Source organism: Variovorax sp. 38R, from assembly GCF_014843395.1.
GTDB lineage: Bacteria > Pseudomonadota > Gammaproteobacteria > Burkholderiales > Burkholderiaceae_C > Variovorax > Variovorax paradoxus_H.
Window position 1 is genome coordinate 5,782,243 of the sequence record NZ_CP062121.1, and the last position, 19,208, is coordinate 5,801,450.

A 19,208-nucleotide genomic window follows, 5' to 3' on the forward strand; every position below is an offset into this window, starting at 1 on the left:
GTTTACTGCTGCTCTGAGAGTTGTTGCTGTTGTTGAAGCTGCGCCACGCGGCGCAGGTGCCATGCGGGCGGGCCGAACTGGCCTTCGATGAGGGTGGCGCGGCGCACGTAGTGGCCGACGGCGAGTTCTTCGGTCATGCCCATGCCGCCGTGCAGTTGCACCGCACCCTGCCCCACGGCGCGGCAGGCCTTGGCGACCGCGACCTTGGCGGACGACACGGCGCGGGCGCGCGACGCCGCATCGGCGCCCGCGGCCAATGCCTCGCCCACGCTGGCGGTGAGCGCGTCGGCCTGTTCGAGCGCCATGTGCATGTCGGCCAGCCGGTGCTGCAGCACCTGGAAGCTGGAGATCGGCACGCCGAACTGCTTGCGCTGGCGCACGTAGTCGAGCGTGTCGCGCATCAGCCGGCGCAGGATGCCGATGGCCTCGGCGCAGACCGCGAGCGTGGCCTCGTCGAGCGCCTGCTCGATCTGCGGCAGCGCGCCGCCTTCGGTGCCGAGCAGCGCGTCGGCATTCAGGCGTACCGCGTCGAAGGCGATGTCGGCGGCGCGGCCGCCGTCGCGTGTGCGGTAGGCGCGCAGCTGCACGCCGGGCGCGTCCTTGGGTACGACGAGCAACGACAAGCCGCTGTCGCTGCGCGCGGTGACGATGAAGTGGCTGGCCCACGGCGCGGCCTGCACCACGGCCTTGCGACCGTCGAGCCGCAGCCGCCCGTCGGCCTCGCGCACGAGCTTCGTACGCACGTCGTCGCGCGCATGGCGGCTGTGCGGCTCGTCGTGCGCGAAGGCCAGCACGGCCTGCCCCGCGACGACGCGCGCGAGCAGCGCATCGGCCATCACGCCCGGATGGCGCTGCAGCAGGCCGGCACCGATCACCAGCGTGGACAGGTAAGGCTCGGCTGCGAGCGCCCCGCTCAGCGTGGGCATCAATGCGAGGTGTGCGGCCAGGCCGAGGCCCAGCCCGCCCTGTGCTTCGGGCAGGGCCGCGCCGAGCAGGCCGAGGTCACGCGCCAGGCCTTGCCAGAACGGCGGCGGTGCGTCGTCGGCCGCGGCCAGCGCCTGCAGTCGCTGCTCGAAGCCGTGCTGGTCGTCGAGGTAGCGCGCGAGGCTGTCGCGCAGCATCGCGAGGGTGTCGTCTTGTTCGGTGAGGGTGGTCATGGAGAACGGGGCCTCAGCGTGATTGCAGCAACTGCGCCGCGATGATGTTGCGCTGCACTTCGTTGGAGCCAGCGTAGATCGACGCGGCGCGGTCGTTCAGGTAGGCGGACATCGAGAACACCGCCTCCTCGGGCACGGCGAGTGCGCCTTGCAGGCTGTCGTCCAGCGGCAGGTCGGCCGCCGCGTAGTGGGCGGCGATCTCCACGCCGAGTTCGGTCAGGCGCTGGCGCAGTTCGGAGCCCATCACCTTGCCCATCGAGGGTCGGATGCCATGCGGCTCGCCGCGCGCCTGGGCCCGCAGCGACTGCAGCTCGGTGGCTTCGACGGCATCGATGGCGCAGTCCATCTCGGCCAGGCGCAGCGCCATCTCGCGCGCCTCGTCGGCGGCGGGCTCGCCTGCAGCCGCGAAGGCACTGTCGGCGGCGGTGCGCAGCCGGCGCAGGCGCGCACGCAGCATCGGCGCCCAGGCCCCGCCGCGCTCGTGCTGCAGCAGGTACTTGGCCACCGTCCAGCCCTGGTTCTCCTCGCCGATGAGGCCGCTGGCAGGCACGCGCACGTCGTCGAAGAACACCTGGTTGAGCTCGTGGTCGCCCGAGATGCTGATGATCGGGCGGATCGTGAGGCCGGCCTGGGGGATGTCGAAGCACAGGAAGCTGATGCCCTGCTGCGCCTTGCCGCCCGAGGCCGTGCGCACGAGGCAGAACATGCGGTTGGCGTACTGCGCGTGGGTGGTCCAGATCTTGGTGCCGTTGATGACGTAGTCGTCGCCGTCACGCACCGCCTTGCATTGCAGCGAGGCCAGGTCGGAGCCCGACTGCGGCTCGGAGTAGCCCTGGCACCAGTAGTCCTCGCCCGAGCGGATGCCGGGCAGCCAGGCCTGCTTCTGCGCCTCGGTGCCGAAGGCGATGATCACCGGCGCGACCATGCCGGGGCCCATGGGCGCGCGCGGCGGCGCGTCGGCCGCGGCCAGCTCGCTCGCGAAGAGGTAGTGCTGCATCGGCGTCCAGCCGGTGCCGCCGTGTTCCACCGGCCAGTGCGGCACGCTCCAGCCGCGCTGTGCCAGCACGCGATGCCAGCGATTGCCATCCACGTAGTCGGTGAAGATGCCGGAGCAGCGGCGCCCCGCGGCGCGCAGATCAGGCGTCAGCTCGCGCGCGAGAAAGTCGCGAACCTCGTCGCGAAACGCGGTCTCTGCCGCGCTGAGTGTCCAGGCCATGGTGTTGTCTCACAGGGTTCACACCTGGCAAGTGTGCGGCGCGCGCGCCGGCGCGGCATCGTCGGATCGGACGAACGTGCGCGCCCCACGGCGGCGGTGAGCGCTTTTTGCTTCAGTCGAGGCCCGTGCAGGGCCGAACGTTCAGGCCGCGACCGCTTCGCGCGCCGGCACCGCTTGCGTCCCCACCGGCATGTGCTGCGCCCAGTCGATGATCTCCAGCGTCCCATCGGCATGCTCGGCCAGCGCGGTAAGGCTTTCCACCCAGTCGCCGTCGTTGCAGTACAGGATGCCGTCGATGTCGCGCATCTCGGCGTGGTGGATGTGGCCGCAGACCACGCCTTGCGCGCCGCGGTTGCGGGCCTCGCGGGCGACGGCGTTCTCGAAGTCGCCCACGTAGCTCACGGCGCGCTTGACCTTGCCCTTGAGGTACTTCGAGAGCGACCAGTACGGCAGCCCCATGCGCGCGCGCAGCGAATTGAGGTGGCGGTTGAGCTTGAGCGTGAACTCATAAAGCGAGTCGCCCACGTAGGCCAGCCACTTGGCGCACTGGATCACGCCGTCGAACAAATCGCCGTGGATGATCCACAGCTTGCGACCGTCGGCGGTTTCGTGGATCCATTCGTCGGCCACGTCGATGCCGCCGAAGTTGTGGTTGAGGTACTTGCGGGCGAACTCGTCGTGGTTGCCCGGAATGAAGATCACGCGCGTGCCCTTGCGCGCCTTGCGCAACAGCTTCTGGATCACGTCGTTGTGCGCCTGCGGCCAGTACCAGTGGCGCTTGAGCTGCCAGCCGTCGATGATGTCGCCGACCAGAAACAGGGTCTCGCACTCGGTGTACTTCAGGAAGTCGAGCAGTGCCCGCGCCTGGCAACCGGGCGTGCCCAGGTGCAGGTCGGAGATCCAGAGGGTGCGATAGCGCAGCGCCGGACGCGCCGAATCGTCGTCCTCCGGCTCGGGAGGCTGGATCGCGGTGTCGCGCCAGGCGCGAAGGAAAGCGTCGTCGCGTTGCATGGTCCGGTAGGTTCGCAGCCGCGCGTGACCGCACGATGGCGACTCCGTGACATCCCGGTGACGCGTGGCCGCAGGGCAACGCCACAATCGGACGATGCGCCCTGGCCAGATCATCGTTCTCGCGTCCCCCGTGTTCTTTTTGCTCATCGCGATCGAGTTCGCGGTCGGCCGCGCGCGCGCCCGCCGCGGCACCGGGCAGGACACCTACCGCCTGGCCGACGCCGTGAACAGCATCGGGCTGGGCATGCTGAGCCAGATCAGCGCGGTGCTCACGGGACTGCTGCGCATCGGCATCTACACCGCCGTGTATTCGGCAGTGGCGCTCTTTCCGCAAGACGCGGCCCGCGAGTTCTGGACCACCTGGTACGGCTGGCTGCTGGCGCTGGTGTTCTACGACTTCTGCTACTACTGGCTGCACCGCATGGGCCACGAGTCGGCCGTGCTGTGGGCGGCGCACGTGGTGCATCACCAGAGCCAGCACTACAACCTGTCGACCGCACTGCGCCAGACCTCGAGCGGCGCGCTGCTGGGCTGGGTCTTCTACCTGCCGATGGCCGTGGCCGGTGTGCCGCCGCTGGTGTTCGGCGTGGTGGCGCTCATCGACCTGCTCTACCAGTTCTGGGTGCACACCGAGCAGGTCGGCAAGCTGGGCTGGTTCGACCGCTGGTTCTGCTCGCCCTCGAACCATCGCGTGCACCACGCGGTGAACGACACCTACCTCGACCGCAACTACGGCGGCGTGCTGATCGTGTGGGACCGCCTCTTCGGCACCTTCCGTGAGGAGGACGAACGCTGTGTCTACGGCACGCGCGGCGAACTGAAAAGCTGGGACCCGCTGTGGGCCAACGCCGAGGTGTACTGGGCGCTGGCGCGCGATTCGTGGCGCGCGCGCCGCTGGTCCGACAAGCTGCGCGTGTGGTTCAAGCCGCCCGGCTGGCGCCCGGACGACGTGGCGGCGCGCTACCCGAAGCCCGCCTTCGACATCGCGCAGGTGACGCGCTACGAGCCCGCGGTGAGCCGCGGCGTGCAGTGGTTCGCCGGCCTGCAGTTCCTCGGGCTGCTGGCTGCGGTGACGATGTTCCTCTGGTACTCCGACGCCCTGCCGTTGCCGCAGGCTGCCGTCTGGCTGGCCGCACTGACAGCCGGACTGTGGGCGGTCGGCGCGGTGCTGCAGGGTCGGCTCTCGGTCACCGAGGTGTTGCTGGTCGAGGCGGCCGCGCTGGCCACGGCGAGCGCGGCACTGGGCATCGGCTGGCTGCACCTCGTCTGCAAGCCGCTGGCCTTGGCGATCGCGATCGTCTTCGCAGCCCGGCGCGCGCAACAGCAGGCCGGCGGCGTGACGCGCTTCGATGCATTGCTGCTCACCGGCCTGGTCGCCTCGCTCGTGGGAGACGTGCTGCTGATGGGGCCGGCGAACCTGTTCGTGCCCGGGCTCGTGTGCTTCCTGCTCGCGCACCTGGCGTACATCGCGCTGTTCCGCATCGGCGTCGGTTTGTTCCCGCGTCCCCGCGCACTGGCGGCCACGCTGCTGATCGGCGTGGGCATGTACGCCTTTCTCTGGCAGGGCGGCCTGCCAGTGGCACTGCGCATCCCGGTCGGGTTCTATGTGGTGGTGATCGCCTGCATGGCGGCGCAGGCCATCGGCCGCGCGGCGGTGCTGCGTTCAAGCGACCCGGCCGCGCTGTGGGTGGCGGTGGGCGCCTGCTTCTTCATGCTGAGCGATGCGCTGCTGGCGATCAACCGGTTCGTGTCGCCGCTGCCGCTGGCGTCGCTGTGGGTGCTGTCTACGTACTACACGGCGCAGATGTTGATCGTGCGGCACATCCGCCGGCCGGGGGCCTGACTTCTGTCTTTCTCCCTCCCCTTCCGGGGGAGGGGGAGGGTGGGGGTGGGGGCAAGCGGCGTGTCCATCGAGCGCTCTGCCTGCCCCCATCCCAGCCTTCCCCCAGAGGGGGAAGGAGCAAGACCTCGACTCAGTCAGCGCAGCGCTGAATCTCCACCGTCGAGTGCCGAATCTCCTCGTGCATCGAGAAGCACGCCCGCACCTGGTCGGCCGTGAGCGACGGCGAGTGCGTCACCACCGTGAGCGCGCACGCATACGCATCGCGGCCGACGCGCCAGACGTGCAGGTCGGCCACGCGGGTTTCGGAATCGGCCAGCATCGTCTCGACGCCTTCGCGGATTTCTTCGGTAACGGGGTGGTCCATCTCGCGGTCGAGCAGGACCTTGCCGGTTTCCTTCAGCAGGCCCTTGGCCCAGACGGCGACGAGCACGGCGCCGACGATGCCCATGGCCGGGTCGAGCCAGGACCAGCCGTAGAACCAGCCGCCCAGCAGCGCCGCAATGGCGAGCACCGAGGTGGCGGCGTCGGCCACCACGTGCAGGTAGGCGGAGCGCAGGTTGAGGTCGTGGCCATGTGCGTGGTCGTGACCGTGGTGGTCATGACCGTGCCCGTGGTCATGGCCGTGGTGATCGTGCGAATGCCCCAGGAGCCGCGCGCAGACCAGGTTCACCACCAGGCCCAGCACCGCGATCGAAATGGCTTCGGGGTAGTGGATGGCCACGGGCGACCACAGCCGCTCCAGCGAACCGACCACCATGAGCGCGGCGACGCCGAGCAACAGCAGCGCGCTCGCGAAGCCGCCGAGCACTTCGATCTTCCAGGTGCCGAAGGCAAAGCGCGGATCGCGGGCGTAGCGCCGCGCGGCGGCATAGGCAAAGGCGCTCAGGCCGATGGCCAGCGCGTGCGAGCTCATGTGCCAGCCGTCGGCCAGCAATGCCATGGAGTTGAACCACCAGCCGGCGCCGATCTCGACCACCATCATGGCTGCGGTGATCCACATCACGAGGCGGGTGCTGCGTTCGGCAGCGGCATTGCCGGCGCCGAAATGGTGGTCGTGCTGCCAGGCGCTCAGGTCATGGGTGTGCATGGAATTCTCTTCAGGCTCCGAAAAGGTCTTGTCCGTCCGAGCGGCTCGACGGCGGCGTCACGCCCAGGTGGCGGTAGGCCGCGAGCGTGGCGATGCGCCCGCGCGGTGTGCGTTGCAGATAACCCTGCTGGATGAGGTAGGGCTCGATCACGTCTTCGATGGTGTCGCGCTCTTCGCCGATGCTGGCGGCCACGTTGTCCAGGCCGACCGGGCCGCCGTCGAAGCGGTGGATCACGGCCTCGAGCAGCTTGCGGTCCATGAGGTCGAAGCCCTGCGGATCGACGTCGAGCATGGCGAGTGCCTTGTGGGCGATGTCTTCGGTGATGCGGCCGTCGCCCTTCACCTCGGCGTAGTCGCGCACGCGGCGCAGCAGGCGGTTGGCGATGCGGGGCGTGCCGCGCGAACGGCGCGCGATTTCGAAGCCGCCGGCCGCGTCGGTCTCGACCTTGAGCAGGCGGGCGCTGCGGGTCACGATGAGCGCGAGCTCTTCGGGCGTGTAGAACTCCAGCCGCGCGACGATGCCGAAGCGGTCGCGCAGCGGGTTGGTCAGCATGCCGGCGCGGGTGGTGGCGCCCACCAGCGTGAAGGGCTGCAGGTCGAGCTTGATGCTGCGCGCCGCGGGGCCCTCGCCGATCATGATGTCGATCTGGTAGTCCTCCAGCGCGGGGTACAGAATTTCTTCGACGACCGGGCTCAGGCGGTGGATTTCGTCGATGAAGAGCACGTCGTTGGGCTCGAGGTTGGTCAGCAGCGCCGCCAGGTCCTTGGGCTTCTCGAGCACCGGGCCCGAGGTCTGGCGCAGGTTGACGCCCAGTTCGGCCGCAATGATGTGCGACAGCGTGGTCTTGCCCAGGCCCGGCGGGCCGAACAGCAGCACGTGGTCGAGCGCCTCTTTGCGCTTGCGTGCCGCACCGATGAAGATCTCGAGCTGCTCGCGCACCTTGGCCTGGCCGACGTACTCGTCGAGCAGCTTGGGCCGCAGGGCCCGCTCGATCGCCTCCTCGTTGGGCGAGGCCGGGGCGGCGGACACCACGCGTTGCGGGGCGGGGGCGAAATCGTCGGTCTGGATGGTCATTTGGGGTGGGTGTTCACAGACGAGTTTAGTCCGCGCGCTGCGCCGGGCCGCCCCAAGCAAGCGAGCGCCCCCTCGGGGGGCAGCGAGGACACGAAGTGCCGAGCGTGGGGGCCATTTTTCACGCTGGCAGAATGCCTGTAGAACATAACAAGAGAGGGAAGTCAGAACGTGTCCATCTACGAACTGAAACCGCGTTTCCAGGCGCTGCTGCGACCGCTCGTGGTCCGGCTGCACGCGATGGGCGTGACGGCCAACCAGGTGACGCTGGCGGCCTGCGCGGTGTCGGTCGTGCTCGGGCTCTGGCTGTTCTTCGCCGCACCCTCGCTGGCCGCCTTCGGCCTGATCCCCGCCTGGATGTTCCTGCGCATGGCCTTCAACGCCATCGACGGCATGCTGGCGCGCGAACACCACCAGCAAAGCAAGCTGGGCGCCTTCCTCAACGAACTCACCGACGTGGTCTCCGACGCCGCGCTCTACCTGCCCTTCGTGCTCGTGGTGCCGTTTGCGCCGTTCTGGGTCGGCACGGTCATCGTGCTGGCCGGGCTGAGCGAATTCGCCGGCGCGCTGGGCCCGACGGTGGGCGCCTCGCGCCGCTACGACGGGCCGATGGGCAAGAGCGACCGGGCCTTCGTGTTCGGCGCGCTCGGGTTGTATGTGGCCCTTGGCGGGCCGCTGCCGGGCTGGACGGCGCTGCTGATGCCGCTGCTGGCTGCATTGGTGGCCTGGACGGTCGTCAACCGCATCCGCCGCGCACTGGCCGAGGCTGAGGCGCCCGTCGCCTGAAACACCCCCACACAAATAAATAGAAAAGAACCCGCTTCATGACCCTTTCCGCACCCCGCGTCGCCGCCGAACACCACTTCCGCACGCACGACGGCGAATCGCTGTTCTATCGCCACTGGCCGGCCACGGGCGCCGTGCGGCGCGGTGCCGTGCTGCTGTTCCACCGCGGCCATGAGCACGGCGCGCGCATGGCGCACCTGGTCGATGAGCTGAACCTGCCCGACTTCGACTTCTTCGCCTGGGACGCGCGCGGCCACGGCCGCTCGCCGGGCCAGCGCGGCTACAGCCCCAGCTTCGGCACCTCGGTGCGCGACGTGCAGACCTTCGTGCAGCACATCGCCGCCGCGCACGGCGTGCCCGAGCACGACATCCACGTGGTGGCGCAGAGCGTGGGCGCGGTGCTGATCGCCACCTGGGCGCACGACTACGCGCCCAAGGTGCGCGGCCTCACGCTGGCCTCGCCGGCCTTCAAGGTCAAGCTCTATGTGCCGTTCGCGCGGCCGGGGCTGGCGCTCATGCACAAGCTGCGCGGGCTGTTCTTCGTGAACAGCTACGTGAAGCCGAAGTTCCTCACGCACGACCCCGAGCGCATCGCGAGCTACACCAACGACCCGCTGATCTCGCGCCCCATTGCCGTCAACATCCTGCTGGGCCTGTACGAAGCGGCCGACCGCGTGGTGGCCGACGCCAACGCGATCACGCTGCCGGTGCAGCTGCTCATCTCCGGCGCCGACTGGGTGGTGCACCACAAGCCGCAGCACCAGTTCTTCGACCGGCTGGGCAGCGCCGTGAAGACGAAGACGGTGCTGCCGGGCTTCTTCCACGACACGCTGGGCGAGAAAGACCGGGCGCCCGCGGTGGCGTCGATCCGCGAGTTCATCCTGCAGCGCTTCGACGAGCCGGCCGTGCCGGTCGACCTGCGCGAGGCGCACCTGAGCGGCCACACGGCCGACGAATCGCGTGCGCTGGCCGAGCCGCTGTCGCCGCTGTCGCCGCGCGGCGCCTACTGGGCCATGACGCGCGGCGGGCTGCGCGTGGGCGGCGCGCTGTCCAGCGGCGTGGCGCTGGGCCACGCCACCGGCTTCGACTCGGGCAGCACGCTCGACTACGTCTACCGCAACCAGCCGCAGGGCAAGGGCGCGCTGGGCCGCTCGGTCGACCGCACCTACCTCGACTCCATCGGCTGGCGCGGCATCCGCCAGCGCAAGGTCCACGTCGAAGAGCTGCTGCGCATCGCGATGGAACGGCTGGTCGAGATGCACCGCGAGGTGCGGCTCATGGACATCGCGGCCGGCCACGGTCGCTACGTGCTCGACGCGGTGCTGGCCAGCCCGGTCAAGGCCAGCTCGGTTTTGCTGCGCGACTACAGCGACATCAACGTGCGCGACGGCACGGCGCTGATCGCCGAGAAGGGCCTGGAAGACGTCGCCCAGTTCGTGCAGGCCGACGCCTTCGACCGCGTGAGCCTTGCCAGCGTGACGCCGCGGCCCACGCTGGCCGTGGTGTCGGGGCTGTACGAGCTGTTCCCCGACAACGAGATGGTGCGCCGCTCGCTCGCGGGCGTGGGCGACGCGGTGGAAGACCGCGGCTACCTGGTCTACACCGGCCAGCCCTGGCACCCGCAGCTCGAAATGATCGCCCGCGCCCTCACCAGCCACCGCCAGGGCGAAGCCTGGGTGATGCGCCGGCGCACGCAGGCCGAGATGGACCAGCTGGTCGAAGAGGCGGGCTTCCGCAAGATCGACCAGCGCGTGGATGAGTGGGGGATCTTCACGGTGTCGCTGGCAGTGCGCGTCGCGCAATGACCGCCCGGCTGGCGCCCCGGCCGTGGAAACGCGCCGCCGCGTGGCTGGTGCTGCTGGGGCCGCTGTTCTACGCCACGTACGGCTTCGCGAACTGGTGGGCCACCACGCGCGCCAGCGTGCCGTCGATGGCCTTCGACTGGGAGCGGCAGGTGCCCTTCTGGGCCTGGACGATCTTTCCGTACTGGACCATCAACGTCTTCTACGCGCTGTCGCTGTTCCTGGCGCGCGACCGCCACACGCTCGACCGGCATGCACTGCGGCTCGTGAGCGCCACGCTCATCGCCTGCACCTGCTTCATCCTCTGGCCGCTGCACTTCAGCTTCGGCCAGCCGCCGGTGGAAGGTGCGCCCGCTTTCCTGTTCAACGCGCTGCGCGGCTTCGACCAGCCGTACAACCAGGCACCCTCGCTGCACATCGCGCTGGCCGTGATCCTGTGGGACTGGTACCGGCGCTTCATCCGGCCGCCGTGGGCGCGGCTCGTGCTGCATGTGTGGGCCTTCGCGATCTGCGCCTCGGTGCTCACGACCTGGCAGCACCACTTCATCGACATCCCGACCGGCGCACTGCTCGGCATCTTCTGCGTCTGGCTGTGGCCGATGGCGCGCCGGGTGTCGATGCTGCGCGCGTGGCGCCTCGCGCGCGATCCGCAGCGGCTGAAGCTCGCGGGCTTCTATGCCGTGGGCGCGGCGCTGTGCCTGGGCGCAGGGCTGGCAACGGGCGGCGTGGCGCTGTGGCTGGCGTGGCCTGCGGCGGCGCTCGCGCTGGTGGCGCTCAATTACCTCGGCTTCGGCGCGCGCGGCTTCCAGATGGACGGCCACGGCCGCATGGGCTGGGCGGCGCGCTGGCTGTTGGCGCCCTACCGCCTGGGCGCGGCCTTCAACGTGTGGCTCTGGACGCGCAAGCTGCCCGCCTCGGTCGAGGTGGTGCCGGGCCTGCGCCTGGGCCGGCGCCCCACGCCCGCCGAATGGCTTGCGGCCGGCCAACCGCGGCTCGTGAGCCTGTGCGCCGAACTGCAACTGCCGGCCGGCGTGCCGCCCACCCATGCGCGCTGCGTGCCGCTGCTCGACCTCGTGGTGCCGCCGCCCGTGCGCCTGCGCCGCGCCGCAGCCATCATCGAAGGCCAACGCCGCGCCGCGGCGGTCGATGGTTCAGCGGTCTGGGTCTGCTGCGCACTGGGCTTCTCGCGCAGCGCCGCCGCCGTGATCGCCTGGCTGGGCCGCGACCACGGCCTGGCGAGCGCCGAAGACACCGTGCGCCGCGCACGCCCGCAGATCGTGCTGCGCGCCGCCTGGCGTGCCGCACTCGACCCCCTTGGAGGACCTTCGCGCCATGACTGACAACGAACGCGCCACCTGCACCTCCCTGGCCGGCCTGTTGCGCGCAGCGGCCGCGCTCGCCCTCTGGGGCTTCGCGCTCACCTGCATCGCGGCGCTGGTGCTGGCGCTCACGCTGCGCGCGCTGTCGAACACCGCCATCCTGGCGTTTGCCGCGGTGATGGTGCTGGGCGTGCTCGAACGCTACTTCGCCTTCCGGCTGCGACTGGACCAGGCGCTGTTCGAAGGCCTGGCCAACGGACAGATCGCCACCTTGGGTGCGCTGGACAACGCGCTCTCCGTGCTCGGGCTGCGCGACCCGCCGCCGCACCCCAGCGCCCGCGCGCTCGCCGACCGCGTGCAGGGAACCCGCCAACTCATGCAGCGCCACGCCATCGTGATCGCCTGCCAGAACGCGCTGTTCCTCCTCGCCCTCATGACACAGGAACTCGCTTGAACAACAACGACAACGGCACCAACAAGAACGACAGCATCAGCAGCAGCGACGACAGCGCCCGGCCCGGTGCCATCGTGCGCCGCGGGCTCGCGGTGGTGGCGGGCCAGCTCATCATCGGCGCGGCCGGCCTGCTGACCGGCGTGCGCGCCATCTGGTCGGGCACCACGCCCAAGGCCGAGCAGACGCTGTACTTCGCCAACCACACGAGCCACGGCGACTTCGTGCTGCTGTGGGCCACGCTGCCCTCCGACCTGCGCGCGCTCACGCGGCCCGTGGCCGGGCAGGACTACTGGGAAGCCTCGAAGCTGCGCAACTTCATCGGCAAGGACGTGTTCAACGCGCTCATGATCCGCCGCGACGGCTCGGGCCAGGGCGGCAATCCGGTCGACCAGATGAAGGAAGCGCTGGAAGGCGGCGACTCGCTCATCATGTTTCCCGAGGGCACGCGCAACACGGGCGACGACATCCTGCTGCCGCTCAAGAGCGGCCTCTTCCACCTGGCGCGCGCCTGCCCCAATGTGCGGCTGGTGCCGGTGTGGATCGAGAACCTGAAGCGCGTGCTGCCCAAGGGCACGCTGGTGCCGATTCCGCTGGCCTGCACGGTGCGCTTCGGCGCGCCGATCCAGCTCGAAGAAGGCGAAGACAAGGTCGCCTTTCTCGCCCGCGCCCGCACCGCCATGCTCGACCTGCGCCCCGAGTACGACCGCATCGAACCCAACGGAGGGACCGCCTCGTGATCGAACTGTCTCCCTTCGCCTGGACCACCTTCAAGCTCTTTGGCGGCGTCTTCGGCGTGCTCGTGCTCGCCTCTTCGATCGGTGCGTTGCTCAAGTGGCGTGTGGCGCACGGCCAGCCGCACTCGGTGATCGACAACCTCAACTCGCGCGTCAATGCGTGGTGGGTGATGGTGGCGGTGATCGGCCTGGCCTTTGCCTTCGGCAAGGGCGGCGTGATCGTGCTGTTCTACCTGATCTCGTTCTATGCGCTGCGCGAGTTCATCAGCCTGGCCTACACGCGGCGCGGCGACCACGGCGCGATCGCGCTGGCCTTCTTCGTCGCGCTGCCGGGCCAGTACTTCCTGATCTGGATCGACTGGTACGGGCTGTACTCGATCTACATCCCCGTCTACGCCTTCCTGCTGCTGCCCATCCTCGCGGCCGTGGGCGGCGACACGCAGCGCTTCCTGGAGCGCACCTCAAAGATCCAGTGGGGCCTGATGGTGTGCGTGTTCTGTATCAGCCACGTGCCCGCGCTGCTCACGCTGCAGATTCCCGGCTTCGAGGGCCGCAACCTGCTGCTGATCGCCTTCCTCGTCATCGTGGTGCAGGGCAGCGACGTGCTGCAGTACGTGTGGGGCAAGCTCTTCGGCAAGCGCAAGGTGGCGCCCGAACTGTCGCCCTCGAAGACCTGGGAAGGCCTCATCGGCGGCGTGGCCAGCGCCACCGCCATGGGCGCCGCGCTCTACTGGGCCACGCCCTTCAACCCGTGGCAGGCCGCGCTCATGGCCTTCATGATCTGCCTGCTGGGCTTCTTCGGCGGGCTCGTGATGTCGGCCATCAAGCGCGACCGCGGCGTGAAAGACTGGGGCTCCATGATCGAAGGCCACGGCGGCATGCTCGACCGGCTCGACTCGGTGATCTTCGCGGCGCCGATCTACTTCCACGCGCTGCGCTACTGGTGGGTGCCGTGAGTCCGGCGGCGAAGAAGACAGCGGTCAAGACCGACCGCATCGTCGACGACACGCCGCTGGAATGCGCCGACGCCGCCGCGCTGCTGCGTTGGTACAAGAAGCACCACGCCACGCACGCCGGCGTCTGGCTGCGCATCGCGAAGAAGGCCAGCGGCATCGCCTCCGTCGACCACCCCGAAGCGCTGGAGATCGCGCTGTGCTTCGGCTGGATCGACGGCCAGCGTAAGAGCCAGGACGCGCAGTTCTTTCTGCAGCGCTTCACGCCGCGCACCGCGCGCAGCATCTGGTCGAAGATCAACCGCGACAAGGCACTGAAGCTCATCGATGAGGGCCGCATGCAGCCCGGCGGCCTGGCCGAGGTGGAGCGCGCCCGCGCCGACGGCCGCTGGGACGCGGCCTACGACGCCGCGAGCGTGGCGACCGTGCCGCCCGACCTGCAGGCCGCGCTCGATGCCAACCGCACCGCCAAGGCCTTCTTCGCCACGCTCGATGCGCGCAACCGCTATGCGGTGCTGTTCCGCACGCAGGGTGCGAAGAAGCCCGAGACGCGCGCCCGACGCATCGCGCAGTTCGTCGAGATGCTCGCCAAGGGCGAGAAGATCCACCCCTGAGCTGACGCAACGCCGCTCATTGCGGCTCGGCGCCGGTCGCGATGAGCGTGAGCTTGTCGGGGTCCACGATGCGGATGCGCTTGTAGCTCATGTCGATCACGCCTTCGGCGACCAGCCGGCCCAGCTCCTTGTTGATGGTCTGGCGCGACAGACCGAGCATCGCCGCGAGGTCGTGCTGCGACAGGCGCACGGGCAGGCTCGCGGCGGCCTTCACCTGCATGCCGTAGAAGTGGATCACGCTCATCAGCGTGGCGGCCACCCGCGCACGCACGGAGTTCAGCATCTGGCTCTGCAGCAGCATCACGCTCAGCCGCTGACGCTGCAGGGCCAGCTTGGCCACGTCGCGCCACAGCACGGGCTCGGCGTCGAGCAACGCGATCACGGCATCGCTGGGCAGGTGGACGATCACCGAGTCTTCGTGCGCGTGGTAGTCGTAGGGCAGCGGCACATCGGCCAGCAGGCGCACCAGCGGCGCCACCTGGCCCGGACCGAGCAGCGCGTTGACGTACTTGCGCCCCTGCGGGTTCATGTTGCTGATTTCCAGACAGCCTGACACCACCGCCAGCAGCTCGCGCTTGCGGCGGTCGCTCGCCAGGACCTGCGTGCGGCGGCGGTAGCGCACCAGGCGCGCCGACTTCATGAGTTCGGCGCGCAGCGCGTCGGGCCAGTGCGAGAACACCTCGTTCCAGCGCAGCGCGCGGTCGAGCAGCTCGGCGCACGACTCGGCGTCTGGCGCGTCTTTGGGGGTGGAAACAGTCGATCGGGCCAGCGGGTTCTCCCTGCCTTGATGTTCACGAATCTGTCAAAGCGTTGACAGATTCGGCGGGTCTTCATTTCTATCGTAAGCCCCGGACATCGACAAGCACACAAGCGGCACGCCGCACCCGGAGACAACACCCAATGAAGAAGACAGCCACCGCCGGCCTCGCGCTCGCGGTCTCCACCCTTGCGTTCGCGCAAAGCACCGTCACCGTCTACGGCACGGTCGACCTGTACGTGGCGCACGCCAAGTCGGGCCCGGCCTCCTCGACGCGGCTCGAGGACGGCGGCCAGACCGCCTCGCGCCTGGGCTTTCGCGGCACCGAAGACCTCGGCGGCGGCATGGGCGCGCACTTCACGCTGGAGAGCGGCTTTGCGCCCGACACCGGCAACGGCACGCTGCCCGGCCCTGCGATGTCGTTCAGCCGGCAGTCCTTCGTCGGCTTCTCGGCACCGTGGGGGCAGATCGACGCGGGCCGCATGTACACGCCGATGTTCTATGCGCTGTTCAAGGCCGACCCCTACGGCCTGAACTCGGTGTTCTCGCCGATCAACCTCGTGGCCGCCACCGATGCGCAGACGGGCCTCACGCCCTTTGCGGCGCGCGCCAGCAACATGGTTCGCTACCGCACGCCAGCGAGCATGGAGTTCTTTGCCGACCTGGCTTACGCACCTGGCGAATCGAGCGCGCCGAGCCACCAGAGCGGCAACGTCTACGGCGGCAACGTCGGCTGGGCGCGCAAGCCGTACTACATCGCCTATGCCTTCCAGCGCGCGCGCTCTGGCTCGGCCGCGGCGCCCGTGGCCTCGCCCGCCACCACGACCTACCAGGCGCTGACCGGGTCGTACGAGCTGCCGTCGATCGGCCTGCAGCTGTACGCCAGCTACGTGCGCAACGCGTCGAGCCTGCCGAACGTGCCGACCGCGAAGCTCGTGAACCTGGGCGCCACCTACAACGTGACGCCGGCCTCGAACCTGATCTTCGGCGCCACGCAGCGCAAGGTGGCCGAGAGCGAACGCTCGCAGCTGGCGTGGACGCTGGGCTACGACTACTACCTGAGCAAGCGCACCGTGGTCTACGCGCGCTGGCTGCGCCTGCTGAACCGCCACGGCGCCTCGGCCTCGCTCGGGACCATCCCGGTGATCGCCAACAGCGGCAACGACGTGCGCGTGCTCGCCACCGGCATCCGCCACAACTTCTGACATCTGCAATGCCCATGGACTTTTTCTCTTCGCAAACCGAATCCCTGTCGGCCCTGTTCGCGCCGCGTTCCATCGCGGTGGTCGGCGCCTCGTCCAACGCGCAGAAGATCGGCGGCATCCCCGTCGACTACCAACGCCGCTTCGGCTTCGAGGGCGCGCTCTACCCGGTCAACCCGAACGCCGACCGCATCCAGGAGCTGCCAGCCTTTCCCAGCCTGCGCGCCATCGGCCAGCCGGTGGACCTGGCGATCCTCGCGGTGCCGTCGGCACTGGTCGACGGTGCGCTCGACGACGCCATCGCGGCAGGCGTGAAGGGCGTGGTGCTGTTCTCTTCGGGCTTCGCGGAAGTGGGCGCCGAGGGCGCAGCAGCGCAGGCGCGGCTCGGCGACAAGGCGCGTGCCGCGGGCGTGCGGCTGGTCGGTCCCAACTGCCTGGGCTTCATGAACGTGGCGCGCCATGTGTACGCGACCTTCTCGCCGGCGCCCGGCGTGGGCCGCGTGATGCCGGGGCGCATCGGGCTGGTGAGCCAGTCGGGCGCGTTCGGCGCCTATGCGTACGCGATGGCGCGGGCGCGCGGCGTCGGCCTGTCGCTGTGGGCCACCACCGGCAACGAGGCCGACGTGCAGGTCGCCGACTGCCTGGCCTGGCTCGCACAGGACCCCGACACCGACGTGATCATGGCCTACATGGAAGGCTGCCGCGACGGCCCCCGCCTGCGTGCGGCGCTGGCCCTGGCACAGGCCAACGGCAAGCCGGTGGTGATGGTCAAGGTCGGGCGCACCGCGCTGGGTGCCGAAGCCGCGGCCTCGCACACCGCCGCGCTGGCGGGCGACGACGCGGTGTACGACGCCGTGTTCCGCCAGTACGGCGTGCTGCGCGCGCGCAACCTCACGGAGTTCTTCGACCTGGCCCACAGCGCGGCCGTGGCGGGCCGCCCGCGCGACCGCTCGATCGGCCTGTTCACGCTCTCGGGCGGCGTCGGCGCGCTGATGGCCGACGAGGCTTCGGCGCAAGGCCTCGATGCCCAGCCGCTGAGCGATGCCGCGCAGGACACGCTGCGCAGCTGGGTGCCCTTCGCGGCGCCGCGCAACCCGGTCGACATCACGGGGCAGGTGACCAACGACATGACGCTCATCGAGCGCACGGCGCGCGTGATGCTGGACGACCGCGGCTTCGCCTCGTGGATGGGCTTTCTCGCCGCCGCCGGTGCGTCGGACGCGTTCTGGCCGGTGCTGCGCTCGCTGGTGACCTCGCTGCGCGAGGCTTATCCCGACACGCTGCTGGCGGTGAGCACGCTGCTCTCGCCGGAGCGCCGCGCCGAGCTCGAGGCGATGCGCTGCCTGGTGTTCGCCGATCCGTCGGACGGCATCCGCACAATCGCTGCGCTCGCGGGGCTGAAGCCTGCGGCGGCGGTGGCTGCGGCGCCCGCATCCATCGCGCCGTCGTTGACGCTCGCCCCCGGCACGATGTCCGAGCCCGACGCCCTCGCGCTGCTCGCCGACGCCGGCGTGCCCGTGGTCGCGCACCGCGTAGTGCGCAGCGCCGACGAGGCTGCGGCCGCCGCCGAGGCACTCGGCGAGGCGGTGGTGGTGAAGATCGTCAGCGCCGACATCCCGCACAAGTCGGACGTCGGCGGCGTGGCGCTCGGGCTGCGCGGTGCGGCGCAGGCGCGCGCAGCCTTCGAGCGCACGCGCGACCACGCGCTCACGGCACGGCCCGAGGCGCAGCTCGACGGCGCGCTGGTGGCACGCATGCTGACCGGCGGCGTCGAGTGCATTGCCGGCGTGCACCGCGACCCGGTGTTCGGGCCGGTGCTGATGTTCGGCCTGGGCGGCATCCACGTCGAGACGCTGCGCGACGTGTCGCTGCGCGCATTGCCGATCACGCGCGACGACGCACTGGCGATGGTGCGCGAGCTGCGCGCCTTCGCGATCCTGAACGGCGCGCGCGGCCGGCCACCGGCGGACCTCGATTCGATCGCCGACGCGCTGTGCGCGCTCGCCGACTTTGCACAGCGCGCGGGCGACTCGCTCGACAGCGCCGAGATCAACCCGCTGATCGCACGCCCGCAGGCCGAGGGCGGCTGCGTGGCGGTCGACGCGCTGGTCGTCGGCCGCGCGCCCTGACGAACCACCACAACAACCACCGGAGACATCGCATGACGACGACATCGAAGAACGGCCTTTCGCGCGCACTCGGCCTGAGCGCGGCGCTGGCCCTCGCGGCAGGCGCGGCGGCGGCCGCCACGGAGGCGCCCTTCCCCTCCAAGCCCGTGCGCATCATCGTGCAGTACCAGGCGGGCGGCTCGACCGACATCCTCGCGCGGCTCGTGGCCGAAGGCCTGTCGAAGCGGCTCGGCCAGCCGGTGGTGGTCGAGAACCGCAGCGGCGCGGGCGGGATCATCGGCACCGACTACGTCGCCAAGAGCCCGCCCGACGGCTACACGCTGCTGCTCACGGTGCCGGGGCCCGTCACCGCAAACCTGGTGCTCTACAGCAAGCTGCCCTACGACCCGCGCACCGACTTGCGCATGGTGTCGGACATTGCCACCACGCGCACCGTGCTGGCGGTGCACCCCTCCGTTCAGGCCACCGACTTCAAGAGCCTCGTCGCCACCGTGAAGGCCACGCCCGGCAAATATTCGATGGGCTCGTGGGGCCCGGGCACGCAGCCGCACCAGGTGCAGGTCTACATGGACAAGGCCTACGGCCTGCAGACGATGCATGTGCCCTACAAGGGCGAGAGCCCGATGGCGATCGACCTGATCGGCGGCGTGATCCAGATGACCGTGGGCTCCATCACCACGCTGCAGCCGTACATCAAGGCCGGCAAGCTGCGCCCGCTGGCCGTGGCCGGCACCCGGCGCGCCCGCGCGCTGCCCGACGTGCCGACCTTCGCCGAGCAGGGCTACGCCGACGAGGTCTACGCGATGACCGGCCCGACCTCGCTGATGGCGCCGGCCAAGACGCCCGATGCCGTCATCGAGCGCCTGGGCCGCGAGGTCAGCGCGGTGGTGCGCCAGCCCGAGGTGAGCCGGCGCATCGAGGAGCTCGGCGCCGAGCCCGTGGGCAACCTGCCGCCCGAAGCCACCGCGGCCTACAAGGCCTTCCTGCCCGTGACGCTGAAGCTCACGCAGGCCACGGGCGTGAAGCTCGATTGAACCGTCTCTGCACACCCTCTTTTCCGAACCCCAGCTCC

17 protein-coding genes are annotated in these 19,208 nt (G+C 69.9%); 11 read left to right on the forward strand and 6 right to left on the reverse strand.

Annotation, left to right across the window (positions count from 1 at the left end; translation table 11 throughout):
- Nucleotides 1–2: 2 nt before the first annotated feature.
- The 3 genes from IG196_RS26805 to IG196_RS26815 form a co-directional block, all read right to left on the reverse strand.
- Complete coding sequence (locus IG196_RS26805) at nt 3–1,157, reverse strand: acyl-CoA dehydrogenase family protein (RefSeq protein WP_192193737.1); 1,155 nt, start codon at nt 1,155–1,157, stop codon at nt 3–5.
- A 13-nt stretch (nt 1,158–1,170) separates the two neighbouring features.
- Nucleotides 1,171–2,373, reverse strand: a complete 1,203-nt coding sequence (locus IG196_RS26810; protein ID WP_192193738.1) for an acyl-CoA dehydrogenase family protein — start codon at nt 2,371–2,373, stop codon at nt 1,171–1,173.
- A gap of 141 nt (nt 2,374–2,514) precedes the next feature.
- Nucleotides 2,515–3,384 (reverse strand): UDP-2,3-diacylglucosamine diphosphatase, encoded by an 870-nt coding sequence (locus tag IG196_RS26815; RefSeq protein ID WP_192193739.1) that lies wholly within the window; start codon nt 3,382–3,384, stop codon nt 2,515–2,517.
- A 94-nt stretch (nt 3,385–3,478) separates the two neighbouring features.
- Here IG196_RS26815 and IG196_RS26820 point away from each other — a divergent pair, with 94 nt between their 5' ends.
- On the forward strand, nt 3,479–5,227 hold the full coding sequence (locus IG196_RS26820) for a lysoplasmalogenase family protein (RefSeq protein WP_192193740.1): 1,749 nt from the start codon (nt 3,479–3,481) through the stop codon (nt 5,225–5,227).
- A 130-nt stretch (nt 5,228–5,357) separates the two neighbouring features.
- On the opposite strand, the gene dmeF is transcribed toward IG196_RS26820, so the two are convergent.
- Both dmeF and ruvB read right to left on the reverse strand, forming a co-directional pair.
- Nucleotides 5,358–6,314: a CDF family Co(II)/Ni(II) efflux transporter DmeF gene (dmeF, locus tag IG196_RS26825; RefSeq protein WP_192193741.1), complete on the reverse strand. Its 957-nt coding sequence runs from the start codon at nt 6,312–6,314 to the stop codon at nt 5,358–5,360.
- A 10-nt stretch (nt 6,315–6,324) separates the two neighbouring features.
- Nucleotides 6,325–7,389, reverse strand: a complete 1,065-nt coding sequence (ruvB, locus tag IG196_RS26830; protein WP_099793082.1) for a Holliday junction branch migration DNA helicase RuvB — start codon at nt 7,387–7,389, stop codon at nt 6,325–6,327.
- 168 nt (nt 7,390–7,557) lie between these two features.
- On the opposite strand from ruvB, the gene IG196_RS26835 reads away from it, so the two are divergent.
- The 7 genes from IG196_RS26835 (at nt 7,558) to IG196_RS26865 (ending at nt 14,048) form a co-directional block, all read left to right on the forward strand.
- Entirely contained in the window at nt 7,558–8,172 is a 615-nt protein-coding gene (locus IG196_RS26835) for a CDP-alcohol phosphatidyltransferase family protein (protein ID WP_192193742.1), read from the forward strand.
- A 38-nt stretch (nt 8,173–8,210) separates the two neighbouring features.
- Complete coding sequence (locus IG196_RS26840; protein WP_192193743.1) at nt 8,211–9,977, forward strand: bifunctional alpha/beta hydrolase/class I SAM-dependent methyltransferase; 1,767 nt, start codon at nt 8,211–8,213, stop codon at nt 9,975–9,977.
- Nucleotides 9,974–11,314 carry a phosphatase PAP2/dual specificity phosphatase family protein gene (locus tag IG196_RS26845; protein ID WP_192193744.1) on the forward strand — a complete coding sequence of 447 codons (1,341 nt, stop codon included), beginning with the start codon at nt 9,974–9,976 and terminating at the stop codon, nt 11,312–11,314. Before IG196_RS26840 ends, IG196_RS26845 begins: the two co-directional genes overlap by 4 nt.
- Entirely contained in the window at nt 11,307–11,747 is a 441-nt protein-coding gene (locus IG196_RS26850) for a hypothetical protein (RefSeq protein ID WP_101490440.1), read from the forward strand. Before IG196_RS26845 ends, IG196_RS26850 begins: the two co-directional genes overlap by 8 nt.
- A 71-nt stretch (nt 11,748–11,818) precedes the next feature.
- Nucleotides 11,819–12,484, forward strand: a complete 666-nt coding sequence (locus IG196_RS26855; RefSeq protein ID WP_192197164.1) for a lysophospholipid acyltransferase family protein — start codon at nt 11,819–11,821, stop codon at nt 12,482–12,484.
- Nucleotides 12,481–13,437, forward strand: a complete 957-nt coding sequence (locus IG196_RS26860) for a phosphatidate cytidylyltransferase (protein WP_099793091.1) — start codon at nt 12,481–12,483, stop codon at nt 13,435–13,437. Before IG196_RS26855 ends, IG196_RS26860 begins: the two co-directional genes overlap by 4 nt.
- Nucleotides 13,425–14,048, forward strand: a complete 624-nt coding sequence (locus IG196_RS26865) for a YdeI/OmpD-associated family protein (protein WP_192193745.1) — start codon at nt 13,425–13,427, stop codon at nt 14,046–14,048. The genes IG196_RS26860 and IG196_RS26865 overlap by 13 nt, the downstream gene beginning before the upstream one ends.
- A 16-nt stretch (nt 14,049–14,064) precedes the next feature.
- On the opposite strand, the gene IG196_RS26870 is transcribed toward IG196_RS26865, so the two are convergent.
- Nucleotides 14,065–14,727: a Crp/Fnr family transcriptional regulator gene (locus IG196_RS26870; protein WP_225616814.1), complete on the reverse strand. Its 663-nt coding sequence runs from the start codon at nt 14,725–14,727 to the stop codon at nt 14,065–14,067.
- Nucleotides 14,728–14,948: 221 nt separating this feature from the next.
- Between IG196_RS26870 and IG196_RS26875 the strand changes: the two genes are divergently transcribed.
- From IG196_RS26875 to IG196_RS26885, 3 genes are read left to right on the forward strand one after another with little or no spacing between them, the layout of a single operon-like run.
- Nucleotides 14,949–16,010, forward strand: a complete 1,062-nt coding sequence (locus IG196_RS26875; RefSeq protein ID WP_192193746.1) for a porin — start codon at nt 14,949–14,951, stop codon at nt 16,008–16,010.
- Between the two features lie 14 nt (nt 16,011–16,024).
- Complete coding sequence (locus IG196_RS26880) at nt 16,025–18,136, forward strand: acetate--CoA ligase family protein (RefSeq protein WP_192193747.1); 2,112 nt, start codon at nt 16,025–16,027, stop codon at nt 18,134–18,136.
- A gap of 32 nt (nt 18,137–18,168) precedes the next feature.
- Entirely contained in the window at nt 18,169–19,170 is a 1,002-nt protein-coding gene (locus tag IG196_RS26885) for a Bug family tripartite tricarboxylate transporter substrate binding protein (protein ID WP_192193748.1), read from the forward strand.
- Nucleotides 19,171–19,208 lie beyond the last annotated feature (38 nt).

Coding starts and splice junctions, on each gene's coding strand:
- IG196_RS26805 (WP_192193737.1), bottom strand. CDS start 1,157: ATGACCACCCTCACCGAACAAGACGACACCCTCGCGATGCTGCGCGAC.
- ruvB (WP_099793082.1), bottom strand. CDS start 7,389: ATGACCATCCAGACCGACGATTTCGCCCCCGCCCCGCAACGCGTGGTG.
- dmeF (WP_192193741.1), bottom strand. CDS start 6,314: ATGCACACCCATGACCTGAGCGCCTGGCAGCACGACCACCATTTCGGC.
- IG196_RS26820 (WP_192193740.1), top strand. CDS start 3,479: ATGCGCCCTGGCCAGATCATCGTTCTCGCGTCCCCCGTGTTCTTTTTG.
- IG196_RS26850 (WP_101490440.1), top strand. CDS start 11,307: ATGACTGACAACGAACGCGCCACCTGCACCTCCCTGGCCGGCCTGTTG.
- IG196_RS26840 (WP_192193743.1), top strand. CDS start 8,211: ATGACCCTTTCCGCACCCCGCGTCGCCGCCGAACACCACTTCCGCACG.
- IG196_RS26845 (WP_192193744.1), top strand. CDS start 9,974: ATGACCGCCCGGCTGGCGCCCCGGCCGTGGAAACGCGCCGCCGCGTGG.
- IG196_RS26810 (WP_192193738.1), bottom strand. CDS start 2,373: ATGGCCTGGACACTCAGCGCGGCAGAGACCGCGTTTCGCGACGAGGTT.
- IG196_RS26815 (WP_192193739.1), bottom strand. CDS start 3,384: ATGCAACGCGACGACGCTTTCCTTCGCGCCTGGCGCGACACCGCGATC.
- IG196_RS26875 (WP_192193746.1), top strand. CDS start 14,949: ATGAAGAAGACAGCCACCGCCGGCCTCGCGCTCGCGGTCTCCACCCTT.
- IG196_RS26880 (WP_192193747.1), top strand. CDS start 16,025: ATGGACTTTTTCTCTTCGCAAACCGAATCCCTGTCGGCCCTGTTCGCG.
- IG196_RS26885 (WP_192193748.1), top strand. CDS start 18,169: ATGACGACGACATCGAAGAACGGCCTTTCGCGCGCACTCGGCCTGAGC.